The following is a 23,931-nucleotide window of genomic DNA, read 5'->3' as shown; positions in this document are numbered from 1 at the left end:
CAAAGCCTTCTTTGCCGCAGTCGCCCTTTACGCGGCAGGCATCCGCGCCTCAACCATCCCAGCATACCAGCTTGACCCGAACGGAATCGCGTTGTCGTCAAAGTTATAGGCAGGGTGATGCACCATCGCCGTGTCACCATTGCCAAGGAAGATATAAGCACCGGGGCGCGCATTCAGCATGTAACTGAAATCCTCGGCCCCCATCATCGGCTCGGTATCCACGTTCACCTTGCCCGAAATCGCCGCAGCAACCTCCACTGCAAAGCTGGTGTTATCCTCGGCATTCACCGTGGCCGGATAGCCGCGCTGGTACTCTACCACAGCCGAGGCGCCATAGGCGGCAGCCATTTGCACCGGCAAATCCTTGACCCGCGCTTCGACCAGATCCTGAACAGCGGCATCAAACGTGCGCACTGTGCCTTTCAAAACAACGGTTTGCGGGATGACGTTATGGGCGTTGCTATCGGTTGAAATGGCGCAGGTTGATACAACAACCTGTTTCAGCGGGTTCACATTGCGCGATGCAATCGACTGCAAACCCACGATGATATGGCTGGCCACCAAAAGCGAATCCACGCAATCATGCGGCTTGGCCGCGTGGCCACCTTTGCCCGTCACTGTAATTTCAAACTGGTCTGCCGCCGCCATCATCGGGCCGGGCCGAATTTCAAACTGGCCCACCGGAATCCCCGGCATGTTGTGCATGCCATACACCTCTTGCACGTTCCAGCGGTCGAGCATCCCGTCCTTGACCATCTCATTGCCGCCGCCGCCGCCCTCTTCGGCGGGTTGAAAGATCATCACAGCTTTGCCGTCAAAGTTACGGGTTTCACACAGATATTTCGCAGCCCCCAGCAGCATGGTCGTATGCCCGTCATGGCCGCAAGCGTGCATTTTGCCTGGGGTTTTGGACGCATAGTCCAGCCCCGTGGCCTCAAGGATCGGCAGCGCATCCATATCGGCGCGCAACCCGATCACCTTGCCACTATCGGTTTTGCCGTGAATCACGCCAACAACACCGGTGCGGCCAATGCCCTCAACCACCTCGTCACAGCCCCATGCGCGCAGCAGCTCGGCCACTTTACCCGCCGTGCGATGCACATCGAACAGCAGCTCGGGGTTTTCATGAAAATCACGGCGAATGGCTGTCAACTCGGGCAGCATCTCGGCAAAGCGGTTCTTTACGGGCATCGCAGGCTCCTATTGGTCATGCATGGTGTGGCCGCAGCCTGTGCCAAACCTACGGGCGCTGCAAGGCCCAGATTAGCCACCCACGCATTTTTTTGACCCAACGATAAAATCCGGTCTAGCTGGCCAAATCCTGCACCAAGCGTTGCATGAACGCCCAGCCTTCTTCAAACTGTGCGACTTCAAGGTACTCATCCACCTGATGCGCCTGCGCAATATCCCCCGGCCCGCAAATCACACAAGAATACCCCGCCGCCTGAAACTGCCCCGCCTCGGTGCCATAAGAAACCACCTCGGCCGCGTTATCGCCGGTCAGTCGGCGCACCAAGGCATCGGCTGCCCCATCTTGTTCCGGCTTTAACCCCGGCACGTCAAAAAACCTGTCCAGAATGACCTGCGTACTTGGCTGCACGGCTTGCATCAGGCCTTCGACCCGCTTGCACTCGGCGACAAAGCGGTCGGCCCATTGGTCTTCGTCCTCATCCGGCACCACGCGAAATTCCATGACAAAATGGCAATCGCCTGCGGTGATGTTATGCGCCGTGCCGCCCGCAAACTTGCCGCAATGCACGGTGGTATGCGGCGGATGAAACATCGCGGCAATCGCGCTGGGGGTGCGGGCCTGAATGGCGGCGTTCTGGTCATTGATCCAGCCAACCAGCCGCGCCGCCTCCATAATCGCGCTGACGCCGTAGGGCAGCAGCGACGAATGCACCTCGTACCCTTTTACATGCACCCGAAAGCCCGCGCCGCCCTTATGCCCGTTCACCAACCGCATCATCGACGGCTCGCCCACCACAACTGCCGCCGCCTTGGGCAAGGCCTGTACCATCTGGGCAATCATCGGCGGCGCGCCGGTGCAGCCCACTTCCTCATCATAGCTGATCGCGATTTGCAGCGGGCGTTTCACCCCTGCTTTCAGGGCCAGCGGCACCGCCGCCAGCGCCAGCGCCACAAACCCCTTCATGTCACAGGTACCGCGGCCATAAAGCCGCCCGTCCCGCTCCACCACCGTAAACGGGTCGGTGGCCCAATCCTGGCCCTCAACCGGCACCACATCCGAATGCCCCGATAGAATCACCCCGCCTGCCACCTCGGGTCCAACATTGGCAAACAGCGCGGCCTTGGTGCGCTCGGCGTTATAAACGCGGTGCGATTTTACCCCGTGTGAGGCCAAATACCCCTCAACCCAGTCAATCAAATCAAGGTTGCTTTCAGAGCTAACGCTGCGGAACCCGACCAATTGGTCAAGTATTTCACGTGCTGAAAAGTTCATCGACTGCATCAAAACTGTCCTTATATTTCAAGGCCAAGCTGAGCCTTGGCCACGCATAGGTCAAGCCAGAAGCGCAGCACAAACGCGCCAAACCGCCACATTCCCAAGAATGCCAGTTGCGGCCCGACTAAAAAAAGATAAAGTCTTGTGAAACCACGGCGGCCATTGGGCTGATCGTGGATAAGAGATAAAACAACGACATGGGAGTCGTCATATGCCCGATGGGGCCAAGCCGGTACTTGACGTGCGGGGCTTGCAGACCGTGTTCCGCACCCGAGGTGGAGACGTTCATGCAGTCAATTCCGTAAGTTTTCATCTTGAGCCCGGCGAATTGCTTGGGGTTGTGGGCGAAAGTGGTTCGGGCAAATCCGTCACCATGATGTCACTGATCGGCCTGCTGCCCATGCCCCCCGCCGAAATCCGCGGCGGTCAGGTGATGCTGGGCGATATGGATATTCTCAAGGTCTCGCCCGCACAATTGCGCGAGATACGCGGCAAGCGCATCGGCTTTGTGTTTCAAGACCCGATGACCAGCCTCAACCCCGTCTATACCGTTGGCAATCAGGTGATGGAGCCTTTGCTGCGCCACATGGGCCTGAACAAAACCCAGGCCCGCGCCCGCGCGATAGAGCTGCTGGAACTGGTCGGCATCCCCGATGCAGAACGCCGGATGAAAGATTACCCGCACCAGTTTTCGGGCGGTATGCGGCAACGCGTGATGATCGCCATCGCGCTGGCCTGCGACCCCGAGGTGCTGATCGCGGATGAACCGACAACCGCGCTGGATGTAACGATTCAGGCCCAGATCATCGAATTGGTCAAAGACCTGCGCAGCAAGCTTGGCATGGCGATTGTCTGGATCACCCACGACCTTGGCGTGATCGCAGGCATCGCCGACCGTGTGGTGGTGATGTATGGCGGCCAGATCGTCGAGCAAGCCCCCGTTGGCGAACTTTTTGCCAACCCGCAGCACCCCTATACCCGTGCATTGCTGAAAACCATTCCATCGGTTTCCGGCACGCGCGAAAAACGCCTCCGCGTGATCGAGGGCCAGCCGCCCATTCTTGGTGCCGCGCCCACCGCCTGCCCCTTTATGCCGCGCTGCACCGAGGCCTTTGCCGTGTGCCACGTCGAAAACCCACAGCGTCGGCCGCTTGATGACAAACGCGTGGGCTATGGCCATGACGTTGCCTGCCATTGGGACGCCAAAACCGGGGGGATTGCTTGATGCTGGATGCCAACCCAACTGAACAATCATCTGCCAATTCCGCCGCCAAACTTGTCGAGGTCAAAGACCTCAAGATGTATTTCCCCATCCATACCGGCCTGTTTCGTCGCCACACCGGCGATGTAAAGGCCGTCGATGGCCTAAGCTTTGATATTTTCAAAGGGGAAACCCTTGGTCTTGTGGGCGAATCCGGTTGCGGCAAATCGACTGTCGGGCGTGCCTTGCTGCGGCTCTACGAATTGACGAACGGCTCGGTCACCATTGAGGGCGAAGACATCGCCAAACTGTCACCCGAGGCACTGCGCCGCAAACGCCCGACGATGCAGATGGTGTTTCAAGACCCCCAAGCCTGCCTGAACCCGCGCATGACCGTCGCCGCGATCATTTCGGAACCGCTGGATGAACACACAAAACTGTCCTCGGCGGAAAAGCTGGAAAAGGTTTACGAGCTGATGGACGCCGTCGGCCTGAACCGCGCCTTTGCCAACCGTTACCCGCACGCCTTTTCGGGCGGTCAGCGCCAGCGTATCGGCATTGCCCGCGCCCTTGCATTGAACCCCAAATTTATCGTTTGCGATGAACCGATTGCGGCGCTGGATGTGTCAATTCAGGCTCAGGTGGTAAACCTGCTAGAGGATCTGCAGGAACAATTCGGCCTGACCTATCTGTTCATCAGCCACGACCTGTCGATGGTGCGCCATATCGCCGACCGCGTGGCCGTGATGTACCTTGGTCGCATCGCCGAACTCAGCCCGCGCGAGCCGCTCTACGCCGAGCCACTGCACCCCTATGCCAAGGCGCTGCTGTCGGCCGTGCCCGACCCGGACCCGGAACGCGAGGCAACGCGCCAGCGCATAATCTTGCAAGGCGATGTGCCGTCACCTTCAAACCCACCCAAAGGCTGCAACTTTTGCACCCGCTGCCCCGAGGTGATCCCGATTTGCCATGAGGTAAAACCCGAACTGGCCGAGGTACGCCCCGGCCGCTTTGTCGCCTGCCACCTTGTGAAACCCGATTAAACCGCCCGACGGATCAACCGTCCGGCCCCCGAGGCCAACGAGCTCAACCAACTAGGAGTGATAAAGATGAAAATGAAAACAGCCCTACTCGGCGCCGCCTGCGCCTTTGCCTTTGCGCCCGCCGCAATGGCCGAGCGTGGCACAGACGGCAACGTCAAAATCCTGTACTCGCAAGCCGTATCCATCATGAACGCCTATTTGTCTTCGGGCACCAAGGACGTTGAAGTGGGCAGCCTCGTGCTGGAACCGCTGGCCGGCTTTGACGAAAACGGCACGATTTACCCGCGCCTTGTCACCGAGATTCCAACTTTGGAAAACGGCGGCATTTCCGAGGACCAAACTTCGGTCACCTGGAAAATCAAAGAAGGTCTGAAATGGTCTGACGGCACAGATTTCACCGCCGATGACGTTGTGTTCACCGGCGCCTATTGCATGGACCCTGCAGGCGGTTGCGCCCAGCTTGGTAAATTCGAAGGCGTGAAATCGGTTGAGGCCATCGACCCGCTGACCGTCAAAGTCACCTTCACCGGGCCAAAGCCGAACCCGCTGGTCGCCTTTGTTGGCGCGGAATCGCCAATCCTGCAAAAAGCGCAGTTCGCGGCATGCATGGGCGCTGCCGCCCCAACCTGCACCGAGGCCAACTTTAAACCTCACGGCACCGGCCCCTTCATGGTCACCGACTTCAAGGTTAACGACTCTGTCGAACTGGCCGCCAACCCCAACTATCGTGACCCTGCCAAACCCGCCTTTGCGACTGTTTCGGTCAAAGGTGGCGGTGACGCCGCCTCGGCTGCACGCGCTGTCATGGAAACAGGCGAGTTTGACTATGCCTGGAACACCCAGATCAACCCCGAACTGCAAGCACAAATGGCTGCGGGCGGCAAAGGTACTTTCGTTTCCGGCTTTGGCACACTGGTCGAGCGTATTGAAATGAACATGACCGACCCATCGCCAGACCTGCCCGAAGGCGAGCGCGCAACCGCCAAGCACCCGCACCCGATCCTGTCGGATGTGAACGTGCGCAAAGCTCTGTCGATGGCGATTGACCGTAACGTGTTGGTCGAGGTCGGCTACGGCGTTGCCGGTCGCCCGACCTGTAACCTCGTCCCTGCTCCGGCAATCTATGCCTCGCCGAACACCGATTGCATTATGCAAGACATGGACGGCGCCAAGAAATTGCTGGACGAAGCAGGCTGGACCGTGGGCGCCGATGGCATCCGCGAGAAAGACGGCAAAAAGTTCAAACTGCTTTATCAGACATCGGTCAACCCTGTGCGTCAGGATTTCCAAGCCCTGATCAAAGGCTGGTGGAACGAGCTGGGCGTCGATGTTGAACTGAAATCGATTGACGGTGGCGTTTATTTTGGCGGTGACGCGGGTTCGCCCGACACCTTCCAGAAATTCTATGCCGACGTTGAAATGTATGCCAACAACTTCCCAGGCACCGACCCGGAACCCTATGTTGCACAATACACTTGCGACAAGGCGCCAAAGCCTGAAAGCCAGTGGCAGGGTGAAAACATCAACCGCTATTGCGATCCAGCCTATGACGCGCTGCTGGCAGAGCTGATCCAGACCAAAGGCACCGAAGAGCGTGCCGCCAAGGTGATCCGCCTGAACGAAATGCTGACCAAAGACAGCTACACCATCGTGCCTCTGGTCGATCGTGGTCGTCTGTCGGCACATTCCAACACGCTTGGCGGTGTTGTGCTGAACGTATGGGACTCGGAAATGGGTAACGTCGAAAACTGGTACCGCATTAAGTAATGCAACTTTGGGCGGGGGGTCTTTCCCCCGCCCATCCCCCTAACAGACCGCTGAACAAAGGCGCCCCCCTATGCTTACCTTCACCCTCCGTCGGCTTATGTTTGCCATCCCGACGCTTTTGTTCATCAGTCTGCTGATCTTTTTGCTCGTCGATCTCGCGCCCGGCTCTCCAATGAGCCAAATCCCCCTGACCGTCCCCCCCGAGGTACGGTTGAAGATCATGGAGGCCATGGGCGTGAACGAACCCGTCATGGTGCGCTATCTGCTGTGGCTGAAACAGTTTTTTGTCGTGGAACCGCTGGTCCTGTGGGATCACTGGTTCAGCACCGAATATTCGGCCGGAATGCAGCGCATCGTCAGCTGGCAGTCGCGCAGCCCGGTGATGGATATCGTCGTGCAGCGCTTGCCGCAAACTATGACAGTTATCGGCACATCCTATGTTCTGGGCGTGCTGATCGCGCTGCCCATCGGCATTTATTCGGCGTATCGCCAATATTCGTGGTTTGACCAGCTTGGCACATTCATCGCGATGATCGGCTTTTCGGTGCCGACCTTCTTTACCGGTCTGGTGCTGATCTTGGTATTCGCGGTTAACCTGCATTGGTTCCCGTCAATCTATGACACCTCGTTGCGCGTCACCGATTGGGCCAGTTTTATGCAGCAGGTTAAGCAAATGGCCATGCCGGTGATGGTGCTGGCGCTTTATAACGCCGCGCAGATCAGCCGCTACATGCGGTCAAGCATGCTGGAAAACCTCGGGCAAGATTACGTCCGCACCGCCCGCGCCAAAGGCCTGACCGAACGCGTTGTCGTGCTGAAACATGTTGTGCGCAACTCGATGATCCCGGTGGTCACCGTTATCGCCCTTGGCATTCCCAGCATCTTTGGCGGCGCGATTATCACCGAGCAGGTGTTTCGCGTGAACGGCCTTGGTGCGCTGCTGATTGGCGCGATCCAGGGGTCAGATCTGCCAACCGTCCAAACGCTTACCTTTATCTTTGCCGTGCTGATCGTGCTGTTCAACCTGATCGCCGATATTCTTTACGGATTGCTAGACCCGAGGATCCGCTATGACTAACGCCCCCGCCGCTCTGGCCAAACCCCGCAGCCAATGGGCCGATGTCTGGGTGCAGTTCAAATCGCACAAAGGCGCATTGGTGGGGCTGTTCGTCTTCGTCAGCTTGGTGCTGTTCGTGTTCATCGGCCCGATGGTCTGGACCAAAGACCCGACTTTCATCAACCCCGATGCGGTGACGATGATCAAAACCCGCAACAAGCCGCCGTCGATAGAATTTCCCTTGGGCACCGACCAGCTGGGCCGCGATATGCTGGCGCGGATGATGAAGGGTGGCCAAACCTCTATCGCCGTGGGCCTGACGGCGATGGTGATTTCCATTACCCTTGGCACCTTTGTCGGCGTCATGGCGGGCTATTTCAAACGGCTGGATAACGCGCTGATGCGCCTGACCGACCTGTTTCTGGCCCTACCCCTGCTGCCCTTGCTCTTGGTCATGGCGATGCTGTTCCGCGCGCCTTTGTCCAAGGCCTTTGGCCCCGAAGGCGGCACGTTCTTGCTGATCGTGGTGGCCATTGGTCTGACCAGCTGGATGCAAGCCGCCCGCGTTGTACGCGGCGAGGTGCTGGCCCTGAAGGAACGCGAGTTCGTGCTGGCCGCGCGGTCCATCGGCACCCCGTCACGCCGGATGATCCTGCGCCATGTACTGCCCAACGTAATGTCGCCAATCATGGTGGCCGCCACGCTGGGCATCGCCAACGCAATCATCACCGAATCCGCGCTCTCGTTCCTCGGCCTCGGCTTTCCGCCTGATTTTCCAACCTGGGGCCGGTTGCTGTTTGACGGTGCCGAATACATCCAGCAATACCCCGAGCGCGTGATCTGGCCGGGTGTTGCCATCTCGCTGACGGTGCTCTCGGTCAACTACATCGGTGACGGCTTGCGCGACGCGCTCGACCCGCGCATCCGCGGCCGGTAAAATAAGACCAAGCTTGCGCAAACCTTGCCGCCCCTAGACGGATTTCCTGTCTTTAGGGGCGGTTTGGTCTTATGTTCTGCGCTGTGACGGTTGCCAGAACAATCTCCCCCACCGGCCAACCCATTCACATATTCATTGCCTTGAAATTGCGAATATTTTACGCCAAACGGAATAAAATTCCATTTCTCAGGAGTGCGCGATGTTTGAATCCCTTGGCTTTGAAACGCTGACCCCGCGTGAGGCGTCTGTTATTCTTGGGCTGGCGATTGGCTTGCTGTTCGGCATTCTGGCCGAGGCCACCCGCTTTTGCCTGCGCCGTGGTCTTGTCGGCCCCAAAGCCGAACGCCGTCCCGCCCTTGCCCTTTGGGCCATCGCGCTTGCCACCGCGATCATCGGCACCCAAGCCGCAACGGCTGCGGGCTGGATCAGCTTTGATGGCCACCGCCTGCTGACGCCCGATCTGCCTTATGCCGCGATCATCCTTGGCGGGCTTGCCTTTGGCATTGGCATGGTCCTGACCCGTGGCTGCGCCTCGCGCCTGACGGTGCTGACCGGCACCGGAAACCTGCGCGCGCTGACCGTGCTGACTGTGTTTGCAATCGCGGCCCATGCCACGATGAAAGGGCTTTTGGCCCCGCTGCGCACGGGTTTGGGTGAAATCACCTTGCCGATGGGCGACGCCATTTCATTGGCAAACCTGCCCGGCGGCGCGCCACTGGTCGCAGGCCTGCTTGCCGCCGCAGCCCTTGCCTTTGCGCTCCGCGCCCGGCTGGCGCCACGCCAATGGTTGGCGGGCATTGCTATCGGCGCACTTGTGCCCTTGGCATGGGTTGGCACCGGCTTTGTGCTGCTGGATGAATTCGACCCGATCGTCATGGAAAGCCTCAGCTTCACCTCACCACTGACCGAAACCCTGTTCTGGGCCATCGCGTCCTCATCGGTTGCGGCTGGCTTTGGCATCGGCTTGTTCGGCGGCGCAATCGCAGGGGCGGCACTGTCATCCCTGACCACCGGCCGCTTTAAATGGCAAAGCTTTGTCTCACCCCGCGAAACCGGCCGCTACCTTGCAGGCGGTGTCCTGATGGGTGTGGGTGGCGTCTTGGCTGGCGGTTGCACCATCGGCGCAGGGCTTGCCGGTGTGCCAACCCTGTCGGTTGCCGCAGTGCTGGCGCTTGCCGCTATCGCCCTTGGCGCCGTGCTGGCCGATAAGGCACTTGCGCTTAAACCGCAAACCACGCCGGCCTTTGGCTAAATACAAAGCCCGCTCCCAAAAAGGGCGGGCTTTTCAATGAAACTTATGGCGGATACGGCGCACCATCGCCCAGACGCCCAAAATCACCACCGGCACCATGATCGCCATCGACATGCCTTTTGACAAACCCAGCCCCTCTGTCACCGGATAGGCGATATAGGCCAGCAAGTTCGCCGCGTAATAGCTGATCGCCACCACCGACAGCCCCTCAACCGTGGTCTGAAGCCGCAGCTGCAAATCTGCCCGCGCATCCATGCTTTCCAACAGCTTCTGGTTCTGCGCCGAGCGTTCAACATCAACCCGCGTCCGCAACAGCTCGGCCGCCCGTGTCGCGCGTTCGGCCATGCCGCGCAGTCGCGCGTCCACCGATTTCACCGTCCGCATCGCCGGGTCATAGCGCCGCATCATAAACTCGCCAAAAGTCTGCCGCCCTTCAACCCGCACCTCGCGCATCACAGACACACGCTGCGTCACAATCGCCTCATAGGCCTCGGTCGCGCCAAAGCGAAAGCTGAACTGCACCGCAAGGCTTTCCAACTCGGCCGAGATTTTCAGCAGTGTTTGCAGCACCTCTTCGGGCGAATGATCGGGGCTGTTCATCCCCGAAATCAGCTGCGACAGCTGCGGGTCCAGCGTGTTCAGCTTGCCGCTTAGCCCCCGCGCCCGCATCAAACCCAGCATCGACATGGCGCGGTAGGTCTCCACCTCGCACAGCCGCTGCACAATCCGCCCCACCCGCCGCTCGCCCGTGCCCTTTTTCACGAACACGGCAAAGCGCATATGCCCCGCCGGATCAATCCGGAAATCCCCCGCGATCACCGCAGCACCATCAACCACCCGCGCCATAGCCAGGCTTTCCGGCACAAACCAGTCATCCAGCTTGGCCAGCATTTCGGCCTCATCCTGCGGCAATTCCTCAACCCGGATCAGCACCGAGGTCAACCGCGTGCCGGGCGCACCGGCCAGCCAATCCTGCGGAAAGACATCTGCCTCCATCGGGTCAAAGGCGCGGGACGATACGCCACTGCCAAAGGCCGAATAGGTCACGAATTCCGTATGGCTTTCCCATTTCAAGTGATGCCGCCCCATCGCGCCCGAAAAATGCGTGGCATCCGGCTGCGGATGGGGTGACCCATTGCGATCCAGCAAAGCCAGCAAATGCGCGCGGTCTGCGGCGCGGTCACGGTTCACCGCATGCTCGGCCTCTTTGATCGCCACATAGACCGCATGGCATGGCACCGTCAGCGCCGGAAAGGGCCGCGCGTGCAGCTCATTCACCAAATCATAGCGGAGCGGATGGTCTTTGATTTTAGCCATAGAGTCCTCGGGGTTGCCTTGACCACAGCAAAGGGGCTGCGCGGCGATTTGTAAATTCCCAGACGGCTGCCAAATCAGTGCGCAATGGTACACTGGTAAATCCGCAACGCCCAAATGCAAAACGCCCCGCCGTTTCCAGCGGGGCGTTTTATCATAATGGCACCACAGATCAGTCGATCAACGGCAGCAAAGCATCAAGCGACTTCTTGGCGTCGCCATAGAACATCCGCGTGTTTTCCTTGTAAAACAGCGGGTTCTCAATGCCCGAATAGCCCGTACCCTGACCGCGCTTGGAAACAAATACCTGTTTCGCCTTCCAGCATTCCAACACCGGCATACCGGCAATCGGGCTGTTGGGGTCTTCTTGCGCGGCGGGGTTCACGATGTCGTTGGACCCGATAACAATCGCCACATCCGTTGACGGGAAATCCTCGTTGATCTCGTCCATCTCCAGCACGATGTCATAAGGCACCTTCGCCTCGGCCAAGAGCACGTTCATATGGCCCGGCAGACGCCCCGCAACAGGGTGAATGGCAAAGCGCACGTTCTTACCCTTGGCCCGCAGCTTGCGTGTCAACTCAGACACCGCCTGCTGCGCTTGCGCAACAGCCATGCCATAGCCCGGAATAATCACAATGCTATCGGCCTCGTTCAAGGCTGCCGCAACACCGTCGGTATCAATCGCGATCTGCTCGCCACTGATTTCCATCGCAGGGCCCGTGGTGCTACCAAAGCCACCAAGGATAACCGAAATGAACGACCGGTTCATCGCCTTACACATGATATAGGACAGGATCGCACCGGAGGAGCCGACAAGCGCACCCACAACGATCAGCAAGTCATTCGACAGCGAGAAACCAATCGCCGCCGCCGCCCAGCCGGAATAGCTGTTCAACATCGACACAACCACCGGCATATCGGCACCGCCAATGCCCATGATCAGATGATAGCCGATGAAAAACGCCAACAGCGTCATCACGATCAACGCCATGACCGAGGCCGTTTGCAGGTAAATCACCAGCATCAGCACCGAACCCAGCGCCGCACCTGCGTTCAGCAAATGACCGCCGGGCAGCTTTTTCGCTTTGCCGTCCACTTTACCCGCAAGCTTGCCATAGGCAATGACCGAACCGGTAAAGGTAACAGCCCCGATAAACACGCCAAGGAACACCTCGATGCGCAAAATCGTCAGCTCAACCGGGGCTTTATGCGCCAAAATAGCGGCAAAGCCTTCCAGCAGGTGGCGCTGGTCTTCGGGCGTGCCCGCAACAAAGGCCGCCTCCAGATGCGCGTTATAGCCGATGAACACCGCAGCCAAACCAACCAGAGAGTGCATGGCCGCCACAAGCTGCGGCATCTCTGTCATCTGCACGCGCTGTGCGACAACCCAACCGATGCTGCCACCGATCGCGATCATCACAAGTGACAGAACCCAATTGCCAGCCCCCGGCCCGGTAACGGTTGCCAGCACGGCCAAAGCCATGCCCACAATCCCGTACCACACCGCGCGCTTGGCGCTTTCTTGCCCCGAAAGCCCGCCGAGCGACTGAATGAACAGCACGGCTGCGACAACATAAGCGGCTGTTGTAAAACCATATTCCATATTATCCGCCTCCGCTTACGACTTTTGGAACATGGCGAGCATACGCCGTGTCACCATGAAACCGCCGAAAATGTTGATCCCGGCCATCAAAACCGAAAGACTTGCCAAAATCACAACAAGCCAGCTGCCAGACCCGATTTGCAGCAACGCGCCCAGAATGATGATCGAGGAAATCGCGTTGGTAATCGCCATCAGCGGCGTGTGCAGACTGTGGCTGACGTTCCAGATAACCTGGAAACCAACATAGCAGGCCAGCACAAACACGATAAAATGCGACATAAAGCTTGCAGGGGTGAACGCCCCCGCCAACAATAGCAAACCACCACTAACAGCCAACAGCCCGACTTGCGTGCGCGTCTGTGCCTTAAAGGCCGCAACCTCTTTGGCGCGCCGTTCCTCGGGCGTCAGCTCTTTCACCTTTTCTTTCGGCTTTTGCACCGCAATCGCAGCCACTTTTGGCGGCGGCGGCGGGAAGGTAATCTCGCCCTTATGCGCCACTGTCGCGCCGCGGATCACGTCATCTTCCATATTCTGGTTGATAACGCCGTCCTTGCCCGGTGTCAGATCGGCAATCATATGGCGGATGTTGTTGGAATACAGCGTCGAAGACTGCGCCGCCATCCGGCTTGGGAAATCGGTATAGCCGACAATCGTCACGCCATTCTCGGTGACAATCTTTTGGTCTGCCACAGTCAGATCGCAGTTGCCGCCACGCTCGGCCGCAAGGTCGATGATAACCGAACCCGGCTTCATCATCTCAACCATATCCTTGGTCCACAGTTTCGGCGCAGGCCGTCCGGGGATCAGGGCTGTGGTGATAACAATGTCGATATCGGGGGCCAGCTCGCGGAATTTCGCCAGCTGCTTGGCTTGGAACTCCGGCGTCGAAGGCGCAGCATAGCCGCCCGTCGCCGCCCCATCGGGCAATTCGCTTGCATCGAACTCAAGGTACACAAACTCGGCGCCCATCGATTCAATCTGCTCGGCCACTTCGGGCCGCACGTCAAACGCATAGGTAATCGCACCCAATGACGTCGCGGTACCAATCGCGGCCAAACCGGCCACGCCCGCGCCCACAACCAACACCTTGGCCGGCGGCACCTTACCCGCAGCCGTCACCTGACCGGTAAAGAATCGGCCAAAGTTGTTGCCCGCCTCAATCACCGCACGGTAGCCCGCGATATTGGCCATCGACGACAGGGCGTCCATTTTCTGCGCACGGCTGATGCGCGGCACCATATCCATCGCAATCGCTGTGGTGCCTTGCGCCTTCATCTGCTCCAGCAGGTCGGCATTCTGCGCCGGCCAAAAGAACGAGATCAGCGTCTGGCCATCACGCAAAAGCTTGGCTTCTTTCGGCTCTGGCCCGCGCACTTTCACAACGATATCGGCTGTTTTGTACAAGGCAGCGGCGGTTTTCACCACTTCGACGCCCGCATCCGCATAGGCCTTGTCCGAAAACCCGGCCAGCGCACCGGCCCCGGATTCGATCACGCATGTATGACCCAGCTTTTGCAGCAGTTTGGCCGAATCGGGCGTCATCGCAACGCGTGCTTCGCCCTCAAGAATTTCCTTGGGTGCCCCAATCTTCAACAGCTTCTCCCCCCATATGTAACGCTACGTAAAGCGTCAGGTCAGTGTTTCCTGTTTCCTATAACACCGCTTAACAAAAAATCACAAGTCGGCATCACAATTGCGCCATACTGGCACGCATCTGCGCCATTTCAACCCCGCAATCATGTTACGCGGCGAAAACGCCCAACCGAAAATTGCGGTTTCACAACCAGCGACGCACCTGCCCGCTCCACTTGGTGTATTCCACGCCAAAGGCTTGTTGCAAATGGGATTCTTCGCCTTCGATGAACCGCACATTGATGATGCGCACAAACAAGGGCAGCAAGGCCAGCCCCAAGACGCTGTCCAAAATCAGACAGGCCCCCATCAGCACCAGCGCATCGCCCAGATAGATCGGGTTGCGGCTATAGCGAAACACCCCCGAAGTGACCAAACGGCTCGCAACGCGCCGGGGAATAACCGTTGTGCGTGCCCGCCCCATTTCCCACACGGCCAGCACCATCAGCGCCAAGCCAGCCAGCACCAACAGCCCGCCCCCCACATCGCCCGCCACGCCAAAAACGGCCAAAGGCAAGGCCCGCGCCAGCGCCCAAACCAGCACCAAGAACGCCCCCGTCCAAACCGGTGGCCAATCAAACAACAGTCTCATACCTCATCCATCTTTTGGCTTGCTGCGACGGCACCAAACCGTTTCAATGCGCCAATAGCCCACAAAGGATGCCCCATGCCAACCGATTTCACCAGCCTTCGCGCACAGTTCGACCTGCCCAAAGGCGTGATCTACCTTGATGGCAACTCGCTCGGCCCCCTGCCAAAGGCAGCCGCCGCGCGTGTTGCCAAAACCATCACCGAGGAATGGGGCCAAATGCTGATCACCGGCTGGAATAAAGCCGGCTGGATGGCGCAACCCTCAACTATCGGTGACCGCATCGCGCGGCTTATCGGCGCCGAGCCCGGTTCGGTCGTCATGGGCGACACGCTGTCGATCAAGGTCTACCAGGCCCTTGCCTCGGCACTGGAAATGAACCCCGGCCGCCGCGTGATTCTGTCCGATACCGGCAACTTCCCCTCCGATCTTTACATGGCCACCGGCCTTTGCCGCACACTCGGCCCCGACTACACGCTGAAAACCGTCGCCCCCGAGGATGTGCTGGATGCCATCGATGACACCATCGCTGTGACCCTGATCACCGAGGTTGATTACCGCACCGGCCGCAAACATGACATGCAGGCCATCACCGAACGCGCGCATCAACACGGCGCGCTCACCGTCTGGGATCTGGCCCATTCCGCAGGCGCCCTGCCCGTCCACCTCGCGCAATGCAAAGCCGATTTCGCCGTCGGCTGCACCTATAAATACCTCAACTCCGGCCCCGGCGGCCCCGCTTTCATCTATGTCGCCCCGCGCCACCAGCAAACCGCCCGCCCGGCCCTTTCCGGCTGGCTCGGCCACGCCGCCCCCTTTGCCTTCGATCTCGATTACCAACCCGGCGCCGGTATCGAGCGTATGCGCGTCGGCACCCCCCCCGTTTTGCAACTAGCAGCGCTCGAGGCCTCGCTCGACATCTGGGATCAGGCCGACATGATGGACGTTCGCGCCCAATCCATCGCGCTGACCGACCGCTTTATCGCGGGGGTCGAGGCTACCTGCCCTACCCTCTCCCTCGCCTCGCCTCGCGATGGCCAACACCGCGGCTCGCAAGCCTCGTTCCGCCACCCACAGGGCTATGCGATCATGCAGGCCTGCATTGCCCAAGGCGTCATCGGCGACTTCCGCGCCCCCGACATCCTGCGCTTCGGCTTCACACCGCTTTATATTTCGGAACAAGATGTCGACAACGCCGTCAAAATCCTTGCCGAGATCATGGATAAATCACTCTGGGACCGCGCCGAATATAAAACCCGCGCCAAAGTCACCTGACCCTCTGAAACCACAGTCACGCAAATGCCGCACCTGATTTCATCTTGGCCCAAATACCTATCCGGCATCGCCGCCAGCACCTTCGCCGGGTTTGCGCCAGATCGGGTGACGACAAACCTTGCCCGCCATTCCACCCTCCGCCTGCCTCTGTGCAGACCGTCGGGCTGGGCGGGTCTCTGGCGGTGCATGGCTGCCTCTTCGGTACCTACAGCAAAAATCGGGTTCTCTTGACCCGTTTCTTGCCCTTTTCACAACCGGAGATCCCCGATGAAATGCCCCTACACCACCCCGCTCGACCCTGAAACAGACGGCGCCGAAATGTCTTTTGACGGCCGCATGTCTTACGGCGACTACCTCGCCATCGACGCAATCCTGAATGCGCAAAACCCGGCCACCGATGCACATGATGAAATGCTCTTCATCATCCAGCACCAAACCTCAGAACTCTGGATGCGCCTCGCCCTGCACGAACTTGATGCCGCCCGCACCTGCATCGCAAACGACCGCCCGCGCGAGGCGTTCAAAATGCTCGCCCGCATTTCGCGCATCTTTGAACAGCTCAACTCGGCATGGGATGTGCTGCGCACCATGACCCCGTCCGAATACACCCGCTTTCGCGATGGCCTCGGCCAGTCCTCGGGCTTTCAAAGCCACCAGTACCGGCTGATCGAATTTGCCGTTGGCAACCGCAACCCTGCCATGCTGCGCCCACACGCGCATCGCGCCGATTACACCGCCCAACTGACCGCCGAGCTGGCACGCCCAAGCCTTTATGACGCAGCACTGCGCTATTTATATCGCACTGGCCTGCCTGTTCCCAAAGACGTGATCGACCGCGACCTGACGCAGCCATGGATCGCCAATGCCGCCGTGCAATCGGTGTGGGAAACCGTCTACCGCGCCCCCGAAACCTATTGGGAGGCCTATGAGCTAGCCGAGAAACTCGTTGATTTCGAAGATTATTTCCGGCGCTGGCGCTTTAATCACGTCACAACGGTCGAACGGATCATCGGCTTCAAGCGCGGCACAGGTGGGACATCTGGCGTGCAATATCTGCGCAAAATGCTCGATACCGAGCTGTTCCCAGAGCTTTGGCACCTGCGAACCACGCTCTGAACACGCGAAAAGCCGCGGATCGGCCCAACTCTGGCCATTTTTTGCGCCGATCACCTTTGACCCACGGTTTTCTTTGTTCTATCGATTGAAATGATACGGAAATCCGCCCCAGGCGGCATTGTAAAGGTAAGTTTTGATGCGCTCATTCAGTTCTACTCTACGTTACGCGGGCCTTCCGGTCGCTCTCGGCTTTGTTCTTTCGGCATGCGTCCCGCATCAAGATACGCCAACAGCCAGTGCCCCGACCGCCGCCGTCGCCGGGGCAGATACCGTCTATGTCGCCAAAATGGATGGCACAATTCAGGTACCTGCCATTCCGCTGGATAAATTGCCCACGGCCTACCGCCGCCAAGAGGTTGCCTATCAAACCGACCGGCCCGCAGGCTCGATCATCATTCACCCCGGCCAAAAGTTCCTTTACTTTGTCACCGGCAAGAACAAGGCCATCCGCTATGGCATCTCGGTCGGCAAAGCCGGCTTTGAATGGGCGGGTGAGGCCGTGGTGTCCGAGACCAAAAACTGGCCGACCTGGACGCCGCCCAAAGAAATGATCGCCCGCAAACCCGAATTGGAAAAGTGGAAAGACGGCCAGCCCGGCGGCCCGACCAACCCGCTTGGCGCCCGTGCGATTTACCTGCTGTCCGGTGGGCGCGACTATGGCTACCGCATCCACGGCACCCCCGATTGGTGGTCTATCGGCAAGAACGCCTCGTCGGGTTGTATCCGCATGATCCAGCAAGACGTGATCGACCTGAACACCCGCGTGCAGCCCGGCGCAACGGTTCTGGTGCTCAACGCTGACGGCTCGATCCCCAAGGGTCTGAAAATTCCGACCCCGCCAAAGCCAAAGCAAACGGTAAAACCCGTAGCGACCCCCGTCGTGCCCGAGCTTGAGATCAAAACCGTCACCTATCAGCCCGAGCCGGCAACGACAGCTGTTGAAACCCCGTCAACCACGGGTACCGCAGCACCTGTCCTGCCTTTGGTTGTGGCCCCCGAAACAGCGACGCCCGTTACCCAGTAAGCCTCTGCCAAGGCCAAAGAAAAACGGCGGGTCAAATCGACCCGCCGTTTTGCTATTCACCAAGCCGCCAACCTCAGGCCCCTGCCAAAGCCCGCGCCACAGGCGGCCGCTGCCCCGCCGCCCAAGCCGCCGCCGCCGCCCCGAACGCCGTGAACAAAGGCCGCGACACCGGGTCTGCCGCCGCATTCCATTCAGGATGCCATTGCACCGACAGGGTAAACCCGGGCGCATCCTTGATATAAATCGCCTCGGGCGTGCCATCCGGCGCCAGCCCGTCAATCACCACCCGCGCACCCGGTCTGCAAATCCCTTGCCCGTGCAGCGTATTGGTCATCACCTCATCCGCGCCCATCAATCCCGCAAACACCCCACCTGCGGTAAACCGCACCGGATGGCGCAGCGCAAACTTTTCCTCAATCGTCCCATCGGGCGGCATCCGGTGGTTCATCCGCCCCGGCAAATCGCGGATCTCGGGCGACAACGTGCCCCCCATCGCCACATTCACCTCTTGAAAGCCGCGGCAAATCCCCATGAACGGCTGCCCGCGTTCAACACAGGCCCGCACCAAAGGCAGCGTCACCGCATCACGGCAACGGTCAAAATCACCATGCGCCGGCGTTTCAACCTCGCCATATTCCGACGGATGCACATTCGGCCGCCCGCCCGTCAGCAAAAACCCGTCGCACAGCGCCAGCAATTCATCCACGCTCACAAAACCCGGGTCCGACGGAATGATGATTGGCAAACACCCCGCCACCTCGGCCACCGCGGCCGAGTTCATCGTGCCCCCCGCATGCACCGGATAGCTGTCATTCAACATATTCATATTGCCAATAATCCCGATCACTGGGCGTTTGGCTGGGTTATTGCGCATAGGGCCACCCCATAAAATTCAACACCATGCATATAAGATAGGCCAAGCCGCGCCAAGCGTGAAGCCCCCTCCGCCTATCACAACCCCTTGATCTGCACTGCCGCAGCAAAGCGCGTAAATATTCGGCACGATAGCCGCGCAAAAATGCGCAACCGTGGCAGGCCAAATGGGCGGCAGGCCAAATGGGCGGCAGGCCAAATCGCCTTGCGGCCGAAATCATCCGGCGCCACGGCCAACGCCTACCTTTGCCGAAAATCGCCCATATCCAAAACCGCACCGCCCTTGGCCGGAAATAACCCCGTGACAATCGCGCCCCGCTGGTCACAATACCCCAACCCGAACACACGAGGCGCACCATGATCCACAGCTATTCCCTGCAAAACGGGGTACTTACCCCGCATTCAGGCGGGCTAGATACCGCCCTCTGGCTTGACCTCGACAGCCCGACACTGGACGAGGAAGCCGCAGTCGAGGCCGTGTTGAACTGCGACATCCCGACCCAAGCCGAGATGAACGAGATCGAGATTTCCTCGCGCCTCTACACCTATGATCACGCCATCTATATGACGGCAATCCTGCCCGCCAACTCGGATGGCGGCGACCCGATTATGGGGCCGGTCAGCTTTGTCCTGACACCTTCGCATCTGGTCACCATCCGCTATCACAATCCGCGCGTCTTCGGTTCTTTTCCGCCGCGCGCGCAAGCCACCAAACTGGAAATGGACAGCCCAGAGTCCTGCCTTATGGCGCTGATGGAGGCGATAATCGACCGGCAGGCCGATATTCTGGAACGTGCCGCCGCCGAGATTGACTCAGAATCGCGCGAGCTTTTCAAACCCAAACAGCGCGGAACAAGCAAAGACTATCAAAAGGTTCTGGAAAAGATTGGCCAGATGGGCAACCTCAATTCCAACATTCGCGACAGCTTGCTGACGTTTGAACGGCTCGTCACCTATCTTGGCCAGCTGTTGGCCAAGCGTGATGCCAGCCCCGATATGCGAGAGCGCGCGCGCACCTTGGGCAGCGATGTGAAATCGCTGACCGATCACGCCAATTTCGTCGCCTCGAAAATCACTTTCCTGCTTGATGCCACGCTAGGCCTTATCGGGATAGAGCAGAACGGCATTTTCAAAATCTTCTCGGTCGTCTCGGTCATCTTCCTGCCGCCGACGCTGATCGCGTCAACCTTCGGGATGAACTTTACGCATATGCCCGAATTGTCATGGGAGTATGGTTATGCCTATGCCGTGGGCCTGATGGTCACGTTTGCCATGTTGCCCTATCTGTTTTTCAAGTTTAAAAAGTGGCTCTGATCTTAATGTGAAATATTAAGAGTGCAGCGCATACCTATGTTATAAATGACAAATCAGTGTCATTCACTGCAAGCATATAGCGGTTGCCCTCGGTCTCATTCACCGCCCGCAACAACAGGTCCGAATATAAAACATGCCATGTTTGCAAGGCGACGGGCGCAGGTTTGGCGAATGCCCGACAGGTCAGCACCGCCACATTCGCCGCATGGTCTGGGTGGCGGACCGAGGCATAGCGCACAGCCTCGCCCCCGCTGGCCCGAAACGCATCGGCCAAATTCAGGCAATCGCCATAGTCCGTTGCATCCATCCAAGCGCCACGATCGGCCCAATCCGGCGTGGTCAAATCCAAACTAAAGGGCGTTTCAATCCGCGCCTGCACGGCAGTATATTCCACCGCGCGGCGCGGCAAAGGCGTCCCCTTTGAGGCGCGGAAAAACCGCAGCATGCCCCAGATCATCTCGCACATCGCAGTCAGCGGCGCTTCGGACCCGTACCATACGCCCGCCGTGCGCCCCCGCCGCCGAAACCGTGAATCATGCGGATAGCAGCCATAACGAAACGGCGACCAGAACTGATAATCCAGATGCTGGCACTCGGCTGGCACCGGCGGCTTGGCCGCCTCCAGCATCGCCTCCAGCACGTCATGTTCGGCAAAAGTATCGACAATCCGCAGGGTCGAGGATCGGTATTGCCCTTCAATAATCCGCCACAGCCCCGCCTTTAGCGGCTGCATTCCGGCCGCAAAATCGGCGGCTTCAAACCGGTGCACGCGCCGCATCCAGATAGTTCATCACATCCACCAGCCCTGTCGCCGTGGCGATCAGCTCTTTGGGGGCGGCGCCCAAATCGCTGTTATCATTGGCAATCCAGCCACGAATAACCGCCGCCTCGCCCCCCGCCATAGCATCCAACGCCCGGAAAATCCGGATGATACACAGCGCCAGTTCCAGTGGCTTGCCCTCAAGCGCGAACCCGCCGCCTTTCATGCGGCTGACGCTGGGCTCTGACACGCCGATACTGCGCGCCAGATCCCGCTGGCTTAAACCCAATTCACGCGCGGCATTAAACACCGCCTTGGCCGCAATCTGGCCGGGCGTCAGCTGGATATCAGGATGCAAAAGTGGTTTGGGCATGATATTTCTCCTGAAACTACATATAACATAATTTCAGCAGAAATCAACCTGCATTGCCGCCGCAGGTTAACATGCGGTTAACGGAAACCGTAAAATCGTTTACGATCAACCGCTTGCCAACCCGTCCGCGCGCGGTCACCGCGATGAAATCGAGTGCGTCGCGGCCAAAATCCCGCCCTCACCATGCGCGATATTCAAGGCCTGCATCCCCGTTTCCATCACCGCCAGCACCCCCAAAGTCATGTGGGCGTTCACATGCCCCATATGGGCCACCCGCAAAAATCCATGCCAGGCCGGATCATTGGGCAAGGCCATGCCCAGCCCGATGCCCAGCGTCACGCCTGCCTCTTTTTCGCACCATTCCCGCAGCCGCGTCGCATCTTGCCCGCCGATCCGCGCCGCCGTGACCGAGCACCCCCGATCGGCCGGATTGGCCACATTCATCGCGATGGTCGGGCTGCCGCTGCCCCAGACATCAAAGGCCGCCCATACCGCCCCGGCCAGCGCCCGATGCCGCGCCCAGACATTCTCCAGCCCTTCCTCTTCAATCATCAGCAAGGCCTCGGACAAACCATAGAGATGATGGGTGGGGCCCGTGCCGTCGAAATACTGCCAGAACTCGGTCCCATTCGCCCGCAATTCCCAATCCCAATAGGGGGTGCGCAAATCATTGCCACGGCACCGCTCGCGTGCTTTTTCCGAGAACCACACGATCCCGAGGCCCGGCGGCGTCATCAGCCCTTTCTGGCTGGCCGCAACCGTAACATCGACGCCCCAATCATCCATCCGGTACTCATCACACCCCAAGGACGCGATGCAATCAACCGCCAAAAGCGCCGAATGGCCGACCGCATCCAAAACCGCACGCAACTTTTTGATATCGGTTTTGATCGAGCTAGAGGTATCAACCTGCGTCGCCAGCAAAGCCTTGATCTGATGCCCGCTATCGGCCCGCAGCGCCGCCTCGACCCGCGCCAGATCAATCGGCTTTGACTTGCCGAAATCCAGCAGGTCTACATCCACCCCCATCGCCCGCGCAGACTCGGCCCAGCCGATACCGAAACGCCCGACAGCCAAAACAAGCGCCTTATCACCCCGAGAAAACAGATTGGCATTCGCCGCCTCCCAAGCAGCATGGCCGTTACCGATATAAATCGCACAATTCTGCACAGTGCCGGCCACCGCCCTAAGCCGCGGCCAGATGCCCGCCACGACGTCATAAATCTCGCCACCATAAATATTGGGCGCGGCGCGGTGCATCGCCCGCAAAACCCGGTCAGGCATGACCGAAGGGCCGGGAATAGCGAGATAGGGGCGGCCGTGGGCAAGCGATACGGGTGATTTCATGGGGACGGTCTTCCTGCAATTTCCTGCCCAAGTGCTAGGCCCACCAAAGCAGAGCGTCAACTGCCCTTGCATCCTGAAAACGCCTTTCAATTTACACCAAGCCATCGGCTTGCATCCCCCGCCCGTTCCGGTCTTTACATAAAGCCGTGCAAGTTGCAGGTTCTGGCAGAGCCATATCCACCAAGCAGGAGCGAAAAATGCCCAAAGAAGATGCCGATTTTCGCAGTCTTGCCACAGTGACCGGCGCGGATGCCATCGGCTTTCTACAGGGCTTGGTGACCAATGATGTTATGCCCTTGGCCAATAAACCGGGGATCGTGTGGACTGCGCTACTGACACCACAGGGCAAGTATCTGGCTGATTTCTTTGTGGTCAACACGGGTGAGGTGCTGTTGCTCGACTTGCCCGGCTTGGCTGCCGAGGATGTTTTGAAACGGCTTGCGATGTACCGCCTGCGGGCAGATGTAAAAATCGGCCTCACGCAGACCCTACACGCCGCCCGAGGGTTGGGCCCCACGCCAGAGGGCGCCTTTGCCGACCCACGCCACCAAGCCCTTGGCTGGCGGGCCTATCGCACGGTTGCAGACCAAGGCAGCACCCCAGACTGGCAGGCGCTGCGCATAAAACACCTTATTCCAGAGTACGGGTACGAGCTGATCCCGAATGACAGCTACATACTGGAATGGGGGTTTGAGCGGCTACACGGCATCGACTTTCGCAAGGGCTGTTATGTCGGCCAAGAGGTGAACGCGCGGATGAAGCATAAAACCGAGCTGCGCAAAGGCATGGCCCGTGTGTCGATTTCTGCACCGGTCGAAATTGGGGCCGAGATATTGTCCGACGGCAAAGTAGTGGGACAGGTTTTTACCCAAGCGGGCGGAGAGGCAATCGCCTACCTGCGCTTTGACCGCATTGCCGATGTTATGACGGCAGGAAATGCCGAAGTGCGGTATTTGGGGACAGAGTAACCCGCCCCCAAAGGCG

Annotated in this window: 21 protein-coding genes; 11 read left to right on the top strand and 10 right to left on the bottom strand. The window is 59.2% G+C overall.

Annotated elements, in window-relative coordinates; genetic code table 11:
* Positions 1-27 precede the first annotated feature (27 nt).
* Positions 28-1,191 (bottom strand): M20 aminoacylase family protein, encoded by a 1,164-nt coding sequence (locus AKU79_RS11305; RefSeq protein ID WP_050523699.1) that lies wholly within the window; start codon positions 1,189-1,191, stop codon positions 28-30.
* Between the two features lie 115 nt (positions 1,192-1,306).
* Positions 1,307-2,473 carry an acetylornithine deacetylase gene (gene argE / locus AKU79_RS11300; protein ID WP_050523698.1) on the bottom strand — a complete coding sequence of 389 codons (1,167 nt, stop codon included), beginning with the start codon at positions 2,471-2,473 and terminating at the stop codon, positions 1,307-1,309.
* A gap of 205 nt (positions 2,474-2,678) precedes the next feature.
* Between argE and AKU79_RS11295 the strand changes: the two genes are divergently transcribed.
* The 6 genes from AKU79_RS11295 (at position 2,679) to AKU79_RS11270 (ending at position 9,724) form a co-directional block, all read left to right on the top strand.
* Entirely contained in the window at positions 2,679-3,692 is a 1,014-nt protein-coding gene (locus AKU79_RS11295) for an ABC transporter ATP-binding protein (protein WP_050523697.1), read from the top strand.
* The gene (locus AKU79_RS11290) at positions 3,692-4,711 is read left to right on the top strand and encodes an ABC transporter ATP-binding protein (RefSeq protein ID WP_050523696.1); all 1,020 of its coding nucleotides are present in this window, start codon (positions 3,692-3,694) and stop codon (positions 4,709-4,711) included. The genes AKU79_RS11295 and AKU79_RS11290 overlap by 1 nt, the downstream gene beginning before the upstream one ends.
* A gap of 66 nt (positions 4,712-4,777) precedes the next feature.
* Entirely contained in the window at positions 4,778-6,478 is a 1,701-nt protein-coding gene (locus AKU79_RS11285; RefSeq protein WP_050523695.1) for a peptide ABC transporter substrate-binding protein, read from the top strand.
* A gap of 70 nt (positions 6,479-6,548) precedes the next feature.
* The gene (locus AKU79_RS11280) at positions 6,549-7,556 is read left to right on the top strand and encodes an ABC transporter permease (RefSeq protein ID WP_050523694.1); all 1,008 of its coding nucleotides are present in this window, start codon (positions 6,549-6,551) and stop codon (positions 7,554-7,556) included.
* Entirely contained in the window at positions 7,549-8,472 is a 924-nt protein-coding gene (locus tag AKU79_RS11275) for an ABC transporter permease (RefSeq protein ID WP_050523693.1), read from the top strand. The genes AKU79_RS11280 and AKU79_RS11275 overlap by 8 nt, the downstream gene beginning before the upstream one ends.
* A gap of 199 nt (positions 8,473-8,671) precedes the next feature.
* Positions 8,672-9,724 carry a YeeE/YedE thiosulfate transporter family protein gene (locus AKU79_RS11270; RefSeq protein ID WP_050523692.1) on the top strand — a complete coding sequence of 351 codons (1,053 nt, stop codon included), beginning with the start codon at positions 8,672-8,674 and terminating at the stop codon, positions 9,722-9,724.
* A gap of 33 nt (positions 9,725-9,757) precedes the next feature.
* Here the strand turns inward: AKU79_RS11270 and AKU79_RS11265 are convergent, their stop codons facing one another.
* From AKU79_RS11265 to AKU79_RS11250, 4 genes are all read right to left on the bottom strand, one after another.
* A complete protein-coding gene (locus tag AKU79_RS11265; protein ID WP_050523691.1) occupies positions 9,758-11,041 on the bottom strand; it encodes a DUF3422 family protein in 1,284 nt (427 codons plus the stop codon).
* 169 nt (positions 11,042-11,210) lie between these two features.
* The gene (locus AKU79_RS11260) at positions 11,211-12,644 is read right to left on the bottom strand and encodes an NAD(P)(+) transhydrogenase (Re/Si-specific) subunit beta (protein WP_050523690.1); all 1,434 of its coding nucleotides are present in this window, start codon (positions 12,642-12,644) and stop codon (positions 11,211-11,213) included.
* Positions 12,645-12,659: 15 nt separating this feature from the next.
* Entirely contained in the window at positions 12,660-14,237 is a 1,578-nt protein-coding gene (locus AKU79_RS11255) for a Re/Si-specific NAD(P)(+) transhydrogenase subunit alpha (RefSeq protein WP_050523689.1), read from the bottom strand.
* A gap of 184 nt (positions 14,238-14,421) precedes the next feature.
* On the bottom strand, positions 14,422-14,868 hold the full coding sequence (locus AKU79_RS11250) for a methyltransferase family protein (protein WP_050523688.1): 447 nt from the start codon (positions 14,866-14,868) through the stop codon (positions 14,422-14,424).
* 75 nt (positions 14,869-14,943) lie between these two features.
* On the opposite strand from AKU79_RS11250, the gene kynU reads away from it, so the two are divergent.
* The 3 genes from kynU (at position 14,944) to AKU79_RS18965 (ending at position 18,280) form a co-directional block, all read left to right on the top strand.
* On the top strand, positions 14,944-16,140 hold the full coding sequence (gene kynU / locus AKU79_RS11245) for a kynureninase (protein ID WP_050523687.1): 1,197 nt from the start codon (positions 14,944-14,946) through the stop codon (positions 16,138-16,140).
* A gap of 267 nt (positions 16,141-16,407) precedes the next feature.
* Positions 16,408-17,256: a tryptophan 2,3-dioxygenase gene (gene kynA / locus AKU79_RS11240; protein WP_050523686.1), complete on the top strand. Its 849-nt coding sequence runs from the start codon at positions 16,408-16,410 to the stop codon at positions 17,254-17,256.
* Positions 17,257-17,392: 136 nt separating this feature from the next.
* Entirely contained in the window at positions 17,393-18,280 is an 888-nt protein-coding gene (locus AKU79_RS18965) for a L,D-transpeptidase (protein WP_082224014.1), read from the top strand.
* 73 nt (positions 18,281-18,353) lie between these two features.
* On the opposite strand, the gene AKU79_RS11230 is transcribed toward AKU79_RS18965, so the two are convergent.
* A complete protein-coding gene (locus AKU79_RS11230) occupies positions 18,354-19,154 on the bottom strand; it encodes a gamma-glutamyl-gamma-aminobutyrate hydrolase family protein (RefSeq protein WP_156209673.1) in 801 nt (266 codons plus the stop codon).
* A 356-nt stretch (positions 19,155-19,510) separates the two neighbouring features.
* Here AKU79_RS11230 and AKU79_RS11225 point away from each other — a divergent pair, with 356 nt between their 5' ends.
* On the top strand, positions 19,511-20,467 hold the full coding sequence (locus AKU79_RS11225) for a magnesium transporter CorA family protein (RefSeq protein WP_050523685.1): 957 nt from the start codon (positions 19,511-19,513) through the stop codon (positions 20,465-20,467).
* 34 nt (positions 20,468-20,501) lie between these two features.
* On the opposite strand, the gene AKU79_RS11220 is transcribed toward AKU79_RS11225, so the two are convergent.
* The 3 genes from AKU79_RS11220 to AKU79_RS11210 form a co-directional block, all read right to left on the bottom strand.
* Positions 20,502-21,236, bottom strand: a complete 735-nt coding sequence (locus AKU79_RS11220) for an RES family NAD+ phosphorylase (protein ID WP_197087300.1) — start codon at positions 21,234-21,236, stop codon at positions 20,502-20,504.
* Positions 21,223-21,600, bottom strand: a complete 378-nt coding sequence (locus AKU79_RS11215; protein WP_050523683.1) for an MbcA/ParS/Xre antitoxin family protein — start codon at positions 21,598-21,600, stop codon at positions 21,223-21,225. Before AKU79_RS11215 ends, AKU79_RS11220 begins: the two co-directional genes overlap by 14 nt.
* Before the next feature lie 135 nt (positions 21,601-21,735).
* Complete coding sequence (locus tag AKU79_RS11210; RefSeq protein ID WP_050523682.1) at positions 21,736-22,947, bottom strand: pyridoxal-phosphate-dependent aminotransferase family protein; 1,212 nt, start codon at positions 22,945-22,947, stop codon at positions 21,736-21,738.
* Between the two features lie 197 nt (positions 22,948-23,144).
* On the opposite strand from AKU79_RS11210, the gene ygfZ reads away from it, so the two are divergent.
* Positions 23,145-23,915, top strand: coding sequence for a CAF17-like 4Fe-4S cluster assembly/insertion protein YgfZ (ygfZ, locus tag AKU79_RS11205; protein ID WP_050523681.1), 771 nt, complete (start codon positions 23,145-23,147; stop codon positions 23,913-23,915).
* The last annotated feature ends 16 nt before the right edge of the window (positions 23,916-23,931 follow it).

The organism is Pseudorhodobacter wandonensis, assembly GCF_001202035.1.
GTDB classification, from domain to species: Bacteria; Pseudomonadota; Alphaproteobacteria; order Rhodobacterales; family Rhodobacteraceae; genus Pseudorhodobacter; species Pseudorhodobacter wandonensis.
The sequence above is the reverse complement of the archived record's forward strand: the minus strand, read 5'-3'. Positions and strand labels throughout refer to the sequence as shown.

Excerpts from the sequence above, each read along its gene's own strand:
- AKU79_RS11305 (WP_050523699.1), bottom strand. The coding sequence starts at position 1,191 with ATGCCCGTAAAGAACCGCTTTGCCGAGATGCTGCCCGAGTTGACAGCC.
- argE (WP_050523698.1), bottom strand. The coding sequence starts at position 2,473 with ATGCAGTCGATGAACTTTTCAGCACGTGAAATACTTGACCAATTGGTC.
- AKU79_RS11295 (WP_050523697.1), top strand. The coding sequence starts at position 2,679 with ATGCCCGATGGGGCCAAGCCGGTACTTGACGTGCGGGGCTTGCAGACC.
- AKU79_RS11290 (WP_050523696.1), top strand. The coding sequence starts at position 3,692 with ATGCTGGATGCCAACCCAACTGAACAATCATCTGCCAATTCCGCCGCC.
- AKU79_RS11285 (WP_050523695.1), top strand. The coding sequence starts at position 4,778 with ATGAAAATGAAAACAGCCCTACTCGGCGCCGCCTGCGCCTTTGCCTTT.
- AKU79_RS11280 (WP_050523694.1), top strand. The coding sequence starts at position 6,549 with ATGCTTACCTTCACCCTCCGTCGGCTTATGTTTGCCATCCCGACGCTT.
- AKU79_RS11275 (WP_050523693.1), top strand. The coding sequence starts at position 7,549 with ATGACTAACGCCCCCGCCGCTCTGGCCAAACCCCGCAGCCAATGGGCC.
- AKU79_RS11270 (WP_050523692.1), top strand. The coding sequence starts at position 8,672 with ATGTTTGAATCCCTTGGCTTTGAAACGCTGACCCCGCGTGAGGCGTCT.
- AKU79_RS11265 (WP_050523691.1), bottom strand. The coding sequence starts at position 11,041 with ATGGCTAAAATCAAAGACCATCCGCTCCGCTATGATTTGGTGAATGAG.
- AKU79_RS11260 (WP_050523690.1), bottom strand. The coding sequence starts at position 12,644 with ATGGAATATGGTTTTACAACAGCCGCTTATGTTGTCGCAGCCGTGCTG.
- AKU79_RS11250 (WP_050523688.1), bottom strand. The coding sequence starts at position 14,868 with ATGAGACTGTTGTTTGATTGGCCACCGGTTTGGACGGGGGCGTTCTTG.
- kynU (WP_050523687.1), top strand. The coding sequence starts at position 14,944 with ATGCCAACCGATTTCACCAGCCTTCGCGCACAGTTCGACCTGCCCAAA.
- kynA (WP_050523686.1), top strand. The coding sequence starts at position 16,408 with ATGAAATGCCCCTACACCACCCCGCTCGACCCTGAAACAGACGGCGCC.
- AKU79_RS18965 (WP_082224014.1), top strand. The coding sequence starts at position 17,393 with ATGCGCTCATTCAGTTCTACTCTACGTTACGCGGGCCTTCCGGTCGCT.
- AKU79_RS11230 (WP_156209673.1), bottom strand. The coding sequence starts at position 19,154 with ATGCGCAATAACCCAGCCAAACGCCCAGTGATCGGGATTATTGGCAAT.
- AKU79_RS11225 (WP_050523685.1), top strand. The coding sequence starts at position 19,511 with ATGATCCACAGCTATTCCCTGCAAAACGGGGTACTTACCCCGCATTCA.
- AKU79_RS11215 (WP_050523683.1), bottom strand. The coding sequence starts at position 21,600 with ATGCCCAAACCACTTTTGCATCCTGATATCCAGCTGACGCCCGGCCAG.
- AKU79_RS11210 (WP_050523682.1), bottom strand. The coding sequence starts at position 22,947 with ATGAAATCACCCGTATCGCTTGCCCACGGCCGCCCCTATCTCGCTATT.
- ygfZ (WP_050523681.1), top strand. The coding sequence starts at position 23,145 with ATGCCCAAAGAAGATGCCGATTTTCGCAGTCTTGCCACAGTGACCGGC.